11 protein-coding genes are annotated in these 13,184 nt (G+C 70.2%); 5 read left to right on the forward strand and 6 right to left on the reverse strand.

Annotation, left to right across the window (positions count from 1 at the left end; all coding sequences use genetic code 11):
• Positions 1-125: 125 nt before the first annotated feature.
• The 6 genes from ACIPY5_RS00525 to ACIPY5_RS00550 form a co-directional block, all read right to left on the reverse strand.
• On the reverse strand, positions 126-2,039 hold the full coding sequence (locus tag ACIPY5_RS00525; protein WP_400968423.1) for a DEAD/DEAH box helicase: 1,914 nt from the start codon (positions 2,037-2,039) through the stop codon (positions 126-128).
• A 144-nt stretch (positions 2,040-2,183) separates the two neighbouring features.
• Positions 2,184-3,884, reverse strand: a complete 1,701-nt coding sequence (locus ACIPY5_RS00530) for a long-chain-fatty-acid--CoA ligase (RefSeq protein WP_400965436.1) — start codon at positions 3,882-3,884, stop codon at positions 2,184-2,186.
• A 72-nt stretch (positions 3,885-3,956) separates the two neighbouring features.
• Positions 3,957-4,757: an ABC transporter permease gene (locus ACIPY5_RS00535; RefSeq protein WP_400965438.1), complete on the reverse strand. Its 801-nt coding sequence runs from the start codon at positions 4,755-4,757 to the stop codon at positions 3,957-3,959.
• 8 nt (positions 4,758-4,765) lie between these two features.
• On the reverse strand, positions 4,766-5,692 hold the full coding sequence (locus ACIPY5_RS00540) for an ABC transporter permease (RefSeq protein ID WP_400965440.1): 927 nt from the start codon (positions 5,690-5,692) through the stop codon (positions 4,766-4,768).
• A 64-nt stretch (positions 5,693-5,756) separates the two neighbouring features.
• Complete coding sequence (locus ACIPY5_RS00545) at positions 5,757-6,935, reverse strand: ABC transporter substrate-binding protein (RefSeq protein WP_309337664.1); 1,179 nt, start codon at positions 6,933-6,935, stop codon at positions 5,757-5,759.
• A 47-nt stretch (positions 6,936-6,982) separates the two neighbouring features.
• Positions 6,983-8,065 carry an ABC transporter ATP-binding protein gene (locus ACIPY5_RS00550; RefSeq protein WP_400965443.1) on the reverse strand — a complete coding sequence of 361 codons (1,083 nt, stop codon included), beginning with the start codon at positions 8,063-8,065 and terminating at the stop codon, positions 6,983-6,985.
• Between the two features lie 120 nt (positions 8,066-8,185).
• Here ACIPY5_RS00550 and ACIPY5_RS00555 point away from each other — a divergent pair, with 120 nt between their 5' ends.
• From ACIPY5_RS00555 to gatB, 5 genes are read left to right on the forward strand one after another with little or no spacing between them, the layout of a single operon-like run.
• The gene (locus ACIPY5_RS00555; RefSeq protein ID WP_309337658.1) at positions 8,186-8,962 is read left to right on the forward strand and encodes a GntR family transcriptional regulator; all 777 of its coding nucleotides are present in this window, start codon (positions 8,186-8,188) and stop codon (positions 8,960-8,962) included.
• Positions 8,963-8,988: 26 nt separating this feature from the next.
• Positions 8,989-9,777 carry a hypothetical protein gene (locus ACIPY5_RS00560; protein WP_400965447.1) on the forward strand — a complete coding sequence of 263 codons (789 nt, stop codon included), beginning with the start codon at positions 8,989-8,991 and terminating at the stop codon, positions 9,775-9,777.
• A 54-nt stretch (positions 9,778-9,831) separates the two neighbouring features.
• Positions 9,832-10,131, forward strand: coding sequence for an Asp-tRNA(Asn)/Glu-tRNA(Gln) amidotransferase subunit GatC (gene gatC, locus ACIPY5_RS00565; RefSeq protein WP_091735313.1), 300 nt, complete (start codon positions 9,832-9,834; stop codon positions 10,129-10,131).
• On the forward strand, positions 10,128-11,642 hold the full coding sequence (gene gatA, locus ACIPY5_RS00570) for an Asp-tRNA(Asn)/Glu-tRNA(Gln) amidotransferase subunit GatA (RefSeq protein ID WP_309337653.1): 1,515 nt from the start codon (positions 10,128-10,130) through the stop codon (positions 11,640-11,642). Before gatC ends, gatA begins: the two co-directional genes overlap by 4 nt.
• A complete protein-coding gene (gene gatB / locus ACIPY5_RS00575; protein ID WP_400965451.1) occupies positions 11,642-13,156 on the forward strand; it encodes an Asp-tRNA(Asn)/Glu-tRNA(Gln) amidotransferase subunit GatB in 1,515 nt (504 codons plus the stop codon). Before gatA ends, gatB begins: the two co-directional genes overlap by 1 nt.
• Positions 13,157-13,184: the final 28 nt, after the last annotated feature.

Consider the following 13,184-nt stretch of genomic DNA (forward strand, 5'->3'; position numbering starts at 1 on the left):
CTTCTCCGCGCCGCGTTCCCGTGCACTCGGCAGCTAACTGCGCACTCGGCAACGCGCGTGTCGGCTTCCCGTGCGCTCGGGGGAAAGCCGTACGCCCGGCGCAAGGGCCGGGCGTACGGGCGGACTCAGTCCTTGTGGCGCGGCTTGCGCGGCGGACGGTCGTCGGTGCGGCGGTCGTCGCGCGGGGCGTCGTCGCGACGCGAACGGTCGCCGTAGCCGCGGTCTCCGGATCCGCCGTCGTATGAGCGGCGCGGACGGTCGCCGTAGCCGCGGTCGTCACGACCCCGGTCGTCGCGTCGCGGACCGCGGTTCGGGCGGCCGGAGTCGCGCTGGATCTCGATGAGACGGCCCGAGATGCGGGTGTCGCGCAGGCGGTCCAGCACCGAGGAGTCCAGGTTGGCGGGGAGCTCGACGATCGAGAAGTCCGGACGGATCGTGATCGCGCCGAAGTCGTCGCGGCCGAGGCCGCCCTCGTTCGCGAGCGCGCCGACGATCTGTCGCGGCTCGACGCGGTGGCGGCGGCCGACCTCGATCCGGTAGGGCGTGTAGTCGCCGCGGCTGCGGCGCTCCGGACGGGCTCCGCGGTCGTCTCGACCGCCGTCGCGCCCGCCCGAGCGCTCGGTGCGCTCGCGCGGCGGACGGTTGTCGGCGGCGATCGCGGCCGACAGAGCGTCGTTCGCGGGATCCAGCAGCAGCGGGGTGTCGCCCTGGGCGACCACCGCGAGTGCTGCGGCCACATCGGCCTCCGGCACGTCGTGGTTGCGCACGTAGTGGGCGATGATGTCGCGGAAGCCCTCGATCCGGCGGGTCTCCTCGAGCGCGGCAGTGATCGCGTCGTCGAAGCGCGCCAGGCGGGTGCTGTTCACGTCCTCGGTCGTCGGCAGCTGCATCTGGGCGGGCTGCTGGCGCGTGGCGCGCTCGATGTGCTTGAGCAGGTAGCGCTCGCGCGGGGTGATGAAGCTGATCGCGTCGCCGGAGCGGCCGGCGCGCCCGGTGCGCCCGATGCGGTGCACGTAGGACTCGGTGTCGGTGGGGATGTCGAAGTTGACGACGTGGCTGATCCGCTCGACGTCGAGGCCGCGCGCGGCGACGTCGGTCGCGACGAGGATGTCGAGCTTGCCGTCCTTGAGCTGGCCGACCGTGCGCTCGCGCATCGGCTGCGGGATGTCGCCGTTGATCGCGGCGGCGGAGTATCCGCGGGCGCGCAGCTTCTCGGCGAGCGTCTCGGTCTCGTTCTTGGTGCGGACGAAGACGATCATGCCCTCGAAGTTCTCCACCTCGAGGATCCGGGTGAGCGCATCCACCTTCTGCGCGTAGGACACCACGAGGTAGCGCTGGGTGATGTTCGCGTTGGTCGTGGTCTTGCCCTTGACCGAGATCTCCTCGGGGTCGTGCAGGTACTGCTGTGCGAGCCGGCGGATCGTGGCGGGCATGGTCGCTGAGAACAGTGCGACCTGCTTGTCCTCCGGCGTCTGCGCGAGGATCTGCTCGACGTCCTCCGCGAAGCCCATCTTGAGCATCTCGTCGGCCTCGTCCAGCACGAGGTTCTTCAGCTCGGACAGATCGAGGGTGCCCTTGGCGAGGTGGTCCATGATGCGGCCGGGGGTGCCGACGACGATGTGCACGCCGCGGCGGAGCGCGGACAGCTGCACGCCGTAGCCCTGGCCGCCGTAGACCGGCAGCAGGTGCACGCCCGGCATCTGCGCGGCGTAGGCCTCGAACGCCTCGGCGACCTGCAGCGCGAGCTCGCGGGTCGGGGCCAGCACGAGCGCCTGCGGCTTCTGCTGCTGCAGATCCAGGTTCTCCAGGATCGGGAGGGCGAACGCGGCGGTCTTCCCGGTGCCGGTCTGCGCGGTGCCGAGCACGTCGCGCCCGCCGAGGAGCAGGGGGATGGTCTCGCGCTGGATCGCGGAGGGGGTCTCGTAGCCGAGCGCCTTGATCGCGGCGAGGACGGGCCCGCTGATGCCGAGCTCCTCGAAGCCGGGACCGGCCGGCGCTTCCGTTCCGGTCGCTCCGTCGCCCTCCGCAGCGGGGTCGATAGGGGTCTCGGTCGGCGTCGCGTCGTCTCGGGTCACAACTCAGAGTACCGTCCCGGGCCTGGGAGCTCCCCGTCCACCGCGCGCGAACGGCTCCATCCGAGACCGGAATCGAGCCGATTGCGCGCTCTGAATCAGGGGGACGGGTCAGCTTCCCGACGTCAGGGCGACGAGGCGCTCCTTGACCTGACGGCGCAGCACCTTGCCGATGAGCGAAGTCGGCAGCTCGTCGACGACGAAGATGCGGCGCGGGACCTTGTAGGGCGTGAGGATCCCGCGGGCGAACTCGCGGATCGCCTCGACGTCGACGTTCGTCCCCGGATCCACGACGATCGCGGCCACGACCTCCTCGCCGGAGTGCTCGCTGGGAAGCCCCACGACCGCCGCGTCGATCACGTCCGGGTGCTGGCGCAGCGCGCCCTCGACCTCGGTGGGGGCCACGTTGAAGCCGCCGGTGATGATGAGCTCCTTGATCCGGTCGACGATCCGGACGAATCCGCCCTCGTCGATCGTGACGATGTCGCCGGTGCGGAACCATCCGTCGGCGAACACGGCCTCGGTCTCCTCCGGCTTGCCGTAGTAGCCGGAGAACACCTGCGGCCCGCGGACGACGAGCTCGCCGGGCTGCCCCGGTTCGACGTCCTTCGTCGGCTCATCCGGATCCACCACGCGGCACTCGGTGCCGGGCAGGGGCAGGCCCACGGTGCCCGGCACGCGGTTGTCCGCGACGGGGTTGGCCATGAGCACGGGCGAGCATTCGCTGAGGCCGTACCCCTCGACGAGATAGCCGCCCGTCGCCTCCTCGAACGGGACGACGAGCTCGTGCGGCAGCGCCATCGCGCCCGAGATCGCGACCTCGATGCCGGCGAGCGACACGCCCTTCGCGGTCGCGGCCTTGAGCAGCCTGTCCGCGATCGGCGGCACGAGCGGGAGGAACGTCGCGGGGTACTTCTTCACGACGTCGAGAACGAGATCGGGATCGAACTTCGGGAACAGCACGAGGCGCGCCCCCATCGACATCGCGAACGTGAGGCACAGCGTGAGTCCGTAGGCGTGGAACATCGGCAGCACGGCGTAGACGACGCAGCCGTTCCCGCGCGTGATCGACGGGACCCAGGCCTGGGCCTGCGCGGCGTTGGCGAGCAGGTTGCGGTGCGTCAGGGAGGCGCCCTTCGGGGTGCCCGTGGTGCCGGACGTGTACTGGATGATCGCCAGGTCGTCGGTCGAGGGGCGCGGGTGCGAGGAGGGGAGCGGGGAGTACCCCACGACGGACTCCCAGGTCACGGTGCCGCGCACCCGGGTGGTGAGCGCCTCCCTGGACTCGCGCGCCTTCGCGACCGGCAGGCGCAGCGCGAAGCGCGTGAGCGCGGGCATCGCGCGCGTGACGTCGACCGAGACGAGGTTCGTCACGGCGAGATCCGCGGGGAACTCCTGCACGGATGCGACGACCTTGTTCCAGACGATCGCGTGCTTCGCGCCGTGATCCTCGAACTGCTTGCGCAGCTCGCGCGGCGTGTACAGCGGGTTGTGCTCCACGGCCACGGCGCCCAGGCGCAGCACGGCGTAGAACGCGACGATGTGCTGCGGGCAGTTCGGCAGCACGATCGCCACCGGATCCCCGGCCTTCACGCCGAGCGCTTTCAGTCCTGCCGCCGCACGGTCGATCGCGGCCTGCAGATCGCGGTAGGACGTGGTCCGCCCGAAGAACTGCAGCGCGGGGGCATCCGGGTAGTCGCGTGCCGACGCCTCGACGATGTCGACGAGGGACCCGGTGACCTCCGCGAGATCCTCCGGCACCCCCTCGGCGTAGCTGGCGGTCCAGGGGCGCGGAGGAACGAACGTCGTCACCTGCTCAGCCTATGCCGCCAGTGGCGGTTCATGTTCCGGGCGGCGCCACCCCTCCGCGCCGCCCGGACCACCTCACCGGCGCTGCTGTTCGCTGCCGGAGAGCTTCTGCGCCAGCGCGATCGGCACGATCGAGACCACGACCAGGACCACGGCGATCACCGAGACGATCGGCGCCTGGTTGGGGCGCGCGACGTTGTCGATGATGAACATCGGGAGTGTCCGCACCCCGGATCCGGCTGTGAAGGTGGTCACCACGATCTCGTCGAAGGACAGCGCGAAGGCGAGCAGTCCGCCGGTGAGGAGGGCCGAGCGCAGCTGAGGGAAGGTGACGAGGCGGAACGTCGTCCAGATGCCGGCTCCGAGGTCGGCCGAGGCCTCCTCCAGCGACGTCCCCATGCGCCGCAGTCGGGCGACCGCGTTGTTGAAGACCGTGACGATGCAGAACGTGGTGTGCGCGATGATCACCGTCCAGATCGACAGCGGCACCCCGAGGATCGTGCGGAACAGGTTGTTCAGCGCGATGCCGGTGATGATGCCGGGAAGTGCGATCGGGAGGATCACGAGCAGGTTCACGGTGTTGCGGCCGAAGAACGAGAACCGCTGCAGCGCGAAGGAGAGCATGGTGCCGAGGATGAGCGCGAGGGCCGATGAGATCAGCGCGACCAGGGCGCTGGTGCCGACGGCCTCGAGAGCCCCGTCGCTGCGGAACGCCCGGCCCCACCACTCCAGTGTGAAGCCGGGCGGCGGCCAGGTGAGCGAGGAGGACGTGGAGAACGAGTTGACGAGCACGACCAGGAGCGGCACGTACACGACCGCGAGGATCGCGGTCGTGAGGACGCCGAGGGTGATCCTGGTTCCGAGGGAGATGCGCACGGTGACTCCTACAGGTTGTCCAGGGCGCCGGTGCGACGCACGAGGAACAGGTAGCCGAAGATGATGACGATGGGGATGAGGGCGATCGCGCTCGCGAGCGGGAGGTTGTTCGCCGCGCCGATGTCCTGATACACGAGCGTGCCGAGCATCTGCGCACCTCCGCCGACGATGCCGATCGTGATGTAGTCGCCGAGCGACAGCGAGAAGCTGAAGATCGTGCCCGCGATGATCGCGGGAAGGGCCATCGGCCACACCACCAGCCGCAGCGTCGCCCAGCTGCGCCCGCCCAGGTCGCCGGAGGCCTCGAGCAGCGAGCTCGGCACGCGCTCCAGTCCGGCGTAGATGGGCAGGATGACGTAGGGCAGCCACAGGTACGACAGCGTGATGATCGTCGCCGTGATGCCGTAACCGGGTGTGCTCCCGCCGAAGGGGCGCAGCAGCCAGTCCAGGATCCCGTCGCTGGAGAGGACGGAGCGCCAGGCGAAGGCCTTGACGAGGTACGACGCCCAGAGCGGGGTCAGCACGAGCACGACGAGCGCGCGCTGCAGCGCGGGGGAGGCCACCATCGCCATGAAGTAGGCGATCGGCAGCGCGAGGGCGACGTCGATGAGGGTCACGGCGAGGGCGATCCCGACCGTGCGCACCGTGATGCCCTGGTAGAACGCGTCCGTCACGACGGCCACCACGTTGTCGAGGGTGAACTCGGTGCGGATCTGGCCCGTATAGGTGTCGGTGGTCCAGAACGCCGTCACGAGCAGCAGGGCCAGCGCGACGACGTAGACCGCCCCGAGCCAGAACAGCGGGGCCGACAGCAGCAGGGCGAGACGGGCGCGCGGGTGCGCGGAGAGATAGACGGATCCGCGTCGCGCCGCAGAGCGACGCGGGGAGGGGATCGAGGTGCGCGGCGGCGTCTTCGCCGGTGCGATGGTGGTCATGACGGGCCTTTCGAATCCCGGTCCCGGCCGCCCGGAGCACGAGGCCCCGGGCGGCCGGATCCGATCAGTTCCGGATCTGCTGCCAGGCCGTGGTCCAGCCCGCGTAGTCGATGCAGGTCACATCGGTGCGGCCGTCCAAGCACTTCGCGATCGGGGTGGTCCAGTACCAGATCTTCTTCGCGTAGTCGGCGTCCCCCGCGTGGTAGGAGGCGCAGTCGTCGCGGTAGTCGCACGCCTTCTCGCTCGAGGGCGCCTCGCCGAAGAACGCGGTGGCCTGGGCGTTCGCCTTCGGACTGGAGATGTAGTCCAGCCACGCGTAGGCGCAGTTCGGGTTCTTCGCCTTCGAGGAGATCATCCAGGTGTCGCTCCAGCCGGTGGCTCCCTCGCTCGGCAGCACGACTGCGGTCTTGGCGCCTTCGCCCTCGAGCGTGTTCTGGATCACCTGCCAGGTGGTGCCGGCCACGCTGTCGCCGGACTGGAACGACTGCACCTCCTTGAGGTAGTCGCCCCAGTACTCGCTGATATTCGGACGCTGCTCCTTGAGCAGGGAGACGGCGGCGTCGAACTGCTTCTGGTCCAGCGCATACGGGTTGGTGATCTTGAGCTCGGGCTTGTGGGCCATGAGGTAGACCGCCGCGTCGGCGATGTAGATGGGCGAGTCGTAGGCGGTGATCTTGCCCTGGTGCGCCGACGCCTTGTCGAACACGACGTCCCACGAGGTGGGCGCGGTCGGGAAGGCCTCGGTGTTGTACATCAGCAGGTTGGCGCCGTAGCCGTGGGGGACGCCGTAGTGCTTCCCGTCGACCGTGTTCCAGGCCCGGTCCTTGAGGAACGGGAAGATCCCGTCGTAGTTCTTGAGCAGCTTCGTGTTGACCTCGGCCACGTCGCCCGATGCGATGAGGCGCAGCGAGGCGTCGCCCGACGCGGAGACCACGTCGTAGTCGCCGGTCTTCATGAGGTTCAGCGCCTCATCCGAGGTTCCGAACGTCTTGGCCTCGACCTTGCAGCCGGTCGCCTTCGTGAATTCGGAGACCCAGTCGACGTTGGGGTCGTTCGACCCGTTCTCCACGTAGCCCGGCCAGGCGAGGATCTTGACGGCGCCCTCGGTCTTGCCGAGCTTGTCGATCGGGCCGGCCGCGGAACCGCCGCCGCCGGATCCTGCGGTACCGCAGCCCGTGAGCGCGACGATCACCGCCGAGGTCAGGCCGAGGGCCGCGAGGGCCGTGAGGGTTCTCTTTCGCATGGGATACTCCTTCGTTCTTCTGCGTGCGTGGGGGAGAGGGATGACGGTCAGCGGGTGCCGACCGTGCGGATGGTGCGGGAGGGGGTGTCGTTCTGCGCGGCGATCGGCGCATCGCCGAGGGGGACCGCATCCGCCTCCCGCCAGGAGACGAAGACGCGGTCGCCGTGGTCGCCGTGCGCGTGGCCGCCGACGTTCTGCTGGAGGACCGTGACGCGCGGGCCCTGGTCGAGGTCGACGACGAGGCGCACCCCGGAGCCGAGGTAGATGGCCTCCGCGACGACGCCCGCCGCCGAGCGGGAGCCGGGCTCCGCGGAAGGGCTGGGGGAGACCACGAGCTTCTCCGGGCGGAGCGAGTGATGGCCGGCGCGGCCGAGCACGAGCTCGCTCGTGACGTCGTCGAACAGGTTCGAGGTGCCCACGAAGTCCGCGACGAACCGTGACACGGGCTTCTCGTAGAGCTCGAACGGGGTGCCCAGCTGCTCGATCCGGCCTGCGCTGAACACCGCGATGCGGTCGGAGAGCGTGAGCGCCTCCTCCTGATCGTGGGTGACGAAGATGAACGTGATGCCGAGATCGCGCTGGATCTGCTTGAGCTCGACCTGCATCTGCTCGCGCAGCTTCAGATCCAGCGCTCCCAAGGGCTCGTCGAGCAGCAGCACCTTGGGCTCGACGACCGTGGCGCGGGCGAGCGCGACGCGCTGGCGCTGACCTCCGGACAGCTGGCTGGGCTTGCGATCGGCGACGTGTTCGAGACGCACGCTCGCGAGCGCCCTCCGCGCGCGCTCGCGGCGTTCCTTCGTGCGGACGCCACGCACCCGCAGTCCGTACGCGACGTTGTCGAGCACAGACATGTGCGGGAACAGCGCATAGTCCTGGAACACCGTGTTGACGTCCCGGTCGAACGGCGCCCTGGTCGTCACGTCCTCCCCGAACAGCTCGACCGTGCCGGCCGTGGGCTGCTCGAAGCCGGCGATGAGGCGCAGGACGGTGGTCTTCCCGGATCCGGAGGGGCCGAGCATGGAGAAGAACTCTCCCTCGGCGATCTCCAGATCCACGCCGTCGACGGCGGTGACGGATCCGAATGCTCGGGTGAGTCCGGTGAGTCTGATCGCGACGGGCTTGTCTGCCATCACATCTCCTTCGATGCGAGGACTAATCCTCTGTTAGTAGATGTTTGGAATCATATGGGAACAGAGGATTTTGTCAACAACCGTGTTACCGTCGTCTCACAGCCCCGAGAGGAGAGCGGCGTGGCACAGGTGTCGGCAGGTGTGGATCCCGCGCGGTCGGCCGTCTTCGCGCCCCTGTCCGACATCGGCCGTGCCGAGATCGTGGAGCGCCGGCTGCAGGACGCGATCACCTCCGGCGTCCTGCACGACGGCGAGAGGCTGCCCAGTGAATCGCAGCTGGGGCGTCGGCTCGGCGTCGCCGTGGTCACCGCGCGAGAGGCTCTCGAAGCACTGCGCGATGCCGGCCTGATCGAGACCCGGCGCGGCCGCGACGGCGGCAGTTTCGTCACCTTCGATCCCGACACCGCGCGCCGCTTCACGGATGAGCGCATCAGGGCCGTCAGCCGGGTCGAGCTGAGGGATGCGTCCACGCACTACGCGGCGATCGCGGGCATGGCCGCCGAACTCGCGGCCGATCGTGCCGGGGAGGACGACGTGCAGGGGCTGCGCGAGCTCGAGGAGCAGGAGGACCTCTCCACGGCGGGCGGGGCGCGACGCGCCGTCGCCCGGTTCCAGCTCGAGGTCGCGGCGCTCAGCCAGTCGCCGCGGCTGGTGCGCGAAGAGCTCCGCCTGCAGGCGGAGATCGGGTCGCTGATCTGGCTGGGGCTGCGCGAGGACGAGAACCGCGTACGCAGCCGCACCGCGCGGCAGGCGGAGGTCGACGCGATCGCCGCCGCCGACACCGAGGCCGCGCGCGCGATCGCGGTCCGCCGCATCGCGGGCGGCGTCGAGTGGCTGCTGGATGAGAAGTCCCGGCTGGAGACGGCGGCCGAGGCCGTCGCCACCGCACGGGCGTGAGATCGAACACACAGAAGGAGCGCGAGATGACCGGCACCGTCGCCGAGCATGACGCACACATCACCGACCGCATCGAGGGCACGTTCGCGCCCCTCTTCGCGCTCGTCGAGGACTGGCGCACCGCGGTGCAGGGCGAGTTCCGCGCCTTCGCGGAGCAGGGGGCCGCCCCCGCCGCCGCCGTTCTGGATCCCTTCATGGAGTCGCTGGCGAGACCCGCCCTGGAGGCGCCCGGCGGGCTCGTGACCGGAGCCGGGTTCGTCGCGACCCCCGGCGTCTTCGCCGACGCGCCCTGGCATCTGGCCTGGTGGCTGCGCGAGATCCACGGCCTGGACCGCGGCGATCGCGGCGGAGTGCGCCGGCTGGAAGCCGTGAACGATCCCGACTCGGACCAGTTCCGCGACTACCGCCAGCTGGAGTGGTGGAAGGTTCCGGAGCGCACCGGCGAGCGTCACGTCACCGGTCCCTACGTCGACTACCTGTGCACCGACGACTACACGGTCACCGTGACGACCCCGGTCGCGCACGAGGGGCGGATGGTCGGCGTCGTCGGCATCGACGTGCACGTGTCGCGACTGGAGCGCGTGATCCTGCCGATCCTGCGCGAGGCCGCGGGCACCGGCACCATCGTGAACGCGTCGGGGCGGGTGGTCGCCTCGAGCGACTCGCATCGCGTGACGGGGACGCTGCTGCGCGGGGAGGACGTGCAGAGCGCGCTTACCGCCCTGCGCGAGGGAGGCGGGCCCGTGGGTGGTGCGGACGGCACGCGCGTCTCGCGCTGCGGCGACACCGCGCTGATCCTCGTGCTGCAGGACTGAGGGCCGGAGCGACGCCGGACAGGGGAGCGACAGCCCGCTGGCTAGACTGTCCTGGTGTCTGAAATCACCCCTGATCTCGTACGCCATCTCGGCGTGCTCGCGCGCATCCAGCTCTCCGACGACGAGGTGACGCAGCTGACCGGTCAGCTGGACGCCATCGTCGACAACATCGCGAAGGTCTCGGAGGTGGCGACGCCCGACGTCGTCGCGACGAGCCACCCGATCGCGATGCACAACGTCTTCCGCGAGGACGTCGTGGGCCAGACCCTCACCACCGCGCAGGCGCTGCAGAATGCGCCGGACGCCGACGGCGACCGCTTCCGCGTGACCGCGATCCTGGGAGAAGAGCAGTGAGCGAGATCATCCGCTGGACCGCCGCCGAACTCGGCGCCAAGCTGGCCGCGGGCGAGGTGTCGAGCGTCGAGGCGACGCAGGCCCACCTCGACCGCATCGCCGCCGTCGACGGGGACGTGCACGCCTTCCTACACGTCAACGAGCACGCGCTCGACGCGGCCGCCGACATCGACCGTCGCCGCGCGGCGGGGGAGAGCCTGGGCGAACTGGCCGGCGTGCCGCTCGCGATCAAGGACGTCCTCGTCACGACCGACCAGCCCTCCACGAGCGGCTCCCGGATCCTCGAGGGCTATCGCTCGCCGTTCGACGCGACCGTCGTCGCCCGCACGCGCGCCGCGGGCCTCGTCGGCATCGGCAAGACCAACATGGACGAGTTCGCGATGGGCTCCTCCACCGAGCACTCCGCGTACGGTCCGACGCACAACCCCTGGGACCTGGACCGGATCCCCGGAGGCTCTGGCGGAGGCTCGGCGGCGGCCGTCGCCGCCTTCGAGGCACCGCTCGCCCTCGGCTCCGACACGGGCGGATCCATCCGTCAGCCCGCGCACGTCACCGGCACGGTCGGGATCAAGCCGACCTACGGCGGCGTCAGCCGCTACGGCGCGATCGCGCTCGCCTCGAGCCTCGACCAGGTCGGCCCCGTGAGCCGCACGGTCCTCGACGCGGGTCTGCTGCACGACGTGATCGGCGGTCACGACCCGAAGGACTCGACGTCCCTCCCCGACGCCTGGCCCTCCTTCGCCGAGGCGGCGCGTGAGGGCGCGACCGGAGAGGTCCTCAAGGGCCTCAAGGTGGGCGTCATCAAGGAGCTGCCGGACTCGGGCTTCCAGGCGGGGGTCGCGAGCTCGTTCCACGCCGCTCTGCAGCGGATGGAGGCGCAGGGCGCGGAGATCGTCGAGATCTCGGCCCCGCACTTCGAGTACGGCGTCGCCGCGTACTACCTGATCCTGCCCGCCGAGGCGTCCAGCAACCTGGCGAAGTTCGACTCGGTGCGCTTCGGCCTGCGCGTCACGCCCGACGGCGGCGGCACGGTCGAGGACGTCATGTCGCTCACCCGTGAGGTCGGCTTCGGACCCGAGGTGAAGCGCCGCATCATCCTCGGCACCTACGCCCTGTCGGCCGGCTACTACGACGCCTACTACGGCAGCGCGCAGAAGGTGCGCACACTCATCCAGCAGGACTTCGACGCCGCGTTCGCGCAGGTCGACGTCATCGCGACGCCCTCCGCGCCGACCACGGCGTTCAAGCTGGGCGAGAAGATCGACGACCCGCTGCAGATGTACCTCAACGACCTCACCACGATCCCGGCGAACCTCGCCGGCGTGCCGGGGATCTCGATCCCGTCGGGTCTGGCGGAGGAGGACGGCCTGCCGGTCGGCATCCAGTTCCTCGCCCCCGCGCGCGAGGACGCCCGCCTGTACCGGGTCGGCGCCGCACTCGAGACGCTGCTCGTCGACGCGTGGGGCGGGCCGCTGCTCGACCGCGCCCCGATCCTGGGAGGGACCCGCTGATGGCTGCCGTGAAGCTCATGGACTTCGACAAGGCGCTCGAGCTGTTCGAGCCCGTGCTCGGCTTCGAGGTGCACGTCGAGCTCAACACCGAGACCAAGATGTTCTCCGACGCCCCGAACCCGGCGAACGAGCGCAACCACGACGCAGAGCCGAACACGCTCATCGCGCCGGTCGATCTGGGACTTCCCGGATCCCTCCCGGTCGTGAACGAGACGGCCGTGCGCTCGTCGATCAGCCTCGGCCTCGCACTCGGCTGCTCGATCGCCGAGTCGTGCCGGTTCGCACGGAAGAACTACTTCTACCCCGACCTCGGCAAGAACTATCAGATCTCCCAGTACGACGAGCCGATCGCGTTCGAAGGATCCGTGGAGGTCGAGCTCGAGGACGGGACGCTCGTGACGATCCCGATCGAGCGCGCGCACATGGAGGAGGACGCCGGCAAGCTGACCCACATGGGCGGTGCGACCGGTCGCATCCAGGGCGCGGAGTACTCGCTCGTCGACTACAACCGCGCCGGCGTGCCGCTCGTCGAGATCGTCACCAAGCCGATCTTCGGCGCCGAGCACCGCGCCCCCGAGATCGCGAAGGCGTATGTCGCGACGATCCGCGACATCGTGCGGGGCCTGGGCATCTCCGAGGCCCGCCTCGAGCGCGGCAACCTGCGCTGCGACGCGAACGTGTCCCTGCGCCCGCGCGGTCAGGAGAAGCTCGGCACCCGCACCGAGACGAAGAACGTCAACTCGATGCGCTCCGTCGAGCGCGCCGTGCGCTACGAGATCCAGCGGCAGGCGGCGATCCTCGCCGACGGCGGCTCGATCACGCAGGAGACCCGGCACTGGCACGAGGACACCGGCACCACATCGCCCGGACGTCCGAAGTCCGATGCGGACGACTACCGGTACTTCCCGGAGCCCGACCTGCTGCCCGTGCGGCCGGCCCGTGAGCTCGTCGAGGAACTGCGCACGGCCCTGCCCGAGCAGCCCGTCGCCCGCCGCCGCCGCCTCAAGGCGGACTGGGGCTTCGGCGACATCGAGTTCCAGGGCGTCGTGAACGCCGGCCTCCTCGACGAGGTCGAGGCGACCATCGCCGCGGGCACGACCGCCGACGCCGCACGCAAGTGGTGGACCGGCGAGATCAGCCGCATCGCGAACGAGCGCGAGGTCGACGCGGCGTCTCTCATCGCCCCGGCATCCGTCGCCGCGCTGCAGCAGCTCGTCGACGCCGGCACGCTCACGGACAAGCTCGCCCGCCAGGTGCTCGAGGGCGTCATCGCTGGCGAGGGCACCCCGCAGCAGGTCGTCGACGCCCGAGGGCTCGCGGTCGTCTCCGACGACGGCGCACTCATCGCCGCGATCGACGAGGCTCTGGCCGCCCAGCCCGACGTGATGGCCAAGATCAAGGACGGCAAGGTGCAGGCCGCCGGCGCCGTGATCGGCGCCGTGATGAAGGCGATGAAGGGGCAGGCGGATGCCGCCCGCGTGCGCGAACTCATCCTGGAGCGCGCCGCGCAGTAACGACGACCCGCTCAGGACACGCTCAAGG

Origin of the sequence: Microbacterium sp. NPDC089698, assembly GCF_044749045.1 — a bacterium.
GTDB lineage: Bacteria > Actinomycetota > Actinomycetes > Actinomycetales > Microbacteriaceae > Microbacterium.

What these genes read in the sequence shown, in the direction of transcription:
- ACIPY5_RS00540 (WP_400965440.1), bottom strand. Translation starts at nt 5,692, where the DNA reads ATGACCACCATCGCACCGGCGAAGACGCCGCCGCGCACCTCGATCCCC.
- ACIPY5_RS00545 (WP_309337664.1), bottom strand. Translation starts at nt 6,935, where the DNA reads ATGCGAAAGAGAACCCTCACGGCCCTCGCGGCCCTCGGCCTGACCTCG.
- ACIPY5_RS00550 (WP_400965443.1), bottom strand. Translation starts at nt 8,065, where the DNA reads ATGGCAGACAAGCCCGTCGCGATCAGACTCACCGGACTCACCCGAGCA.
- ACIPY5_RS00560 (WP_400965447.1), top strand. Translation starts at nt 8,989, where the DNA reads ATGACCGGCACCGTCGCCGAGCATGACGCACACATCACCGACCGCATC.
- gatB (WP_400965451.1), top strand. Translation starts at nt 11,642, where the DNA reads ATGGCTGCCGTGAAGCTCATGGACTTCGACAAGGCGCTCGAGCTGTTC.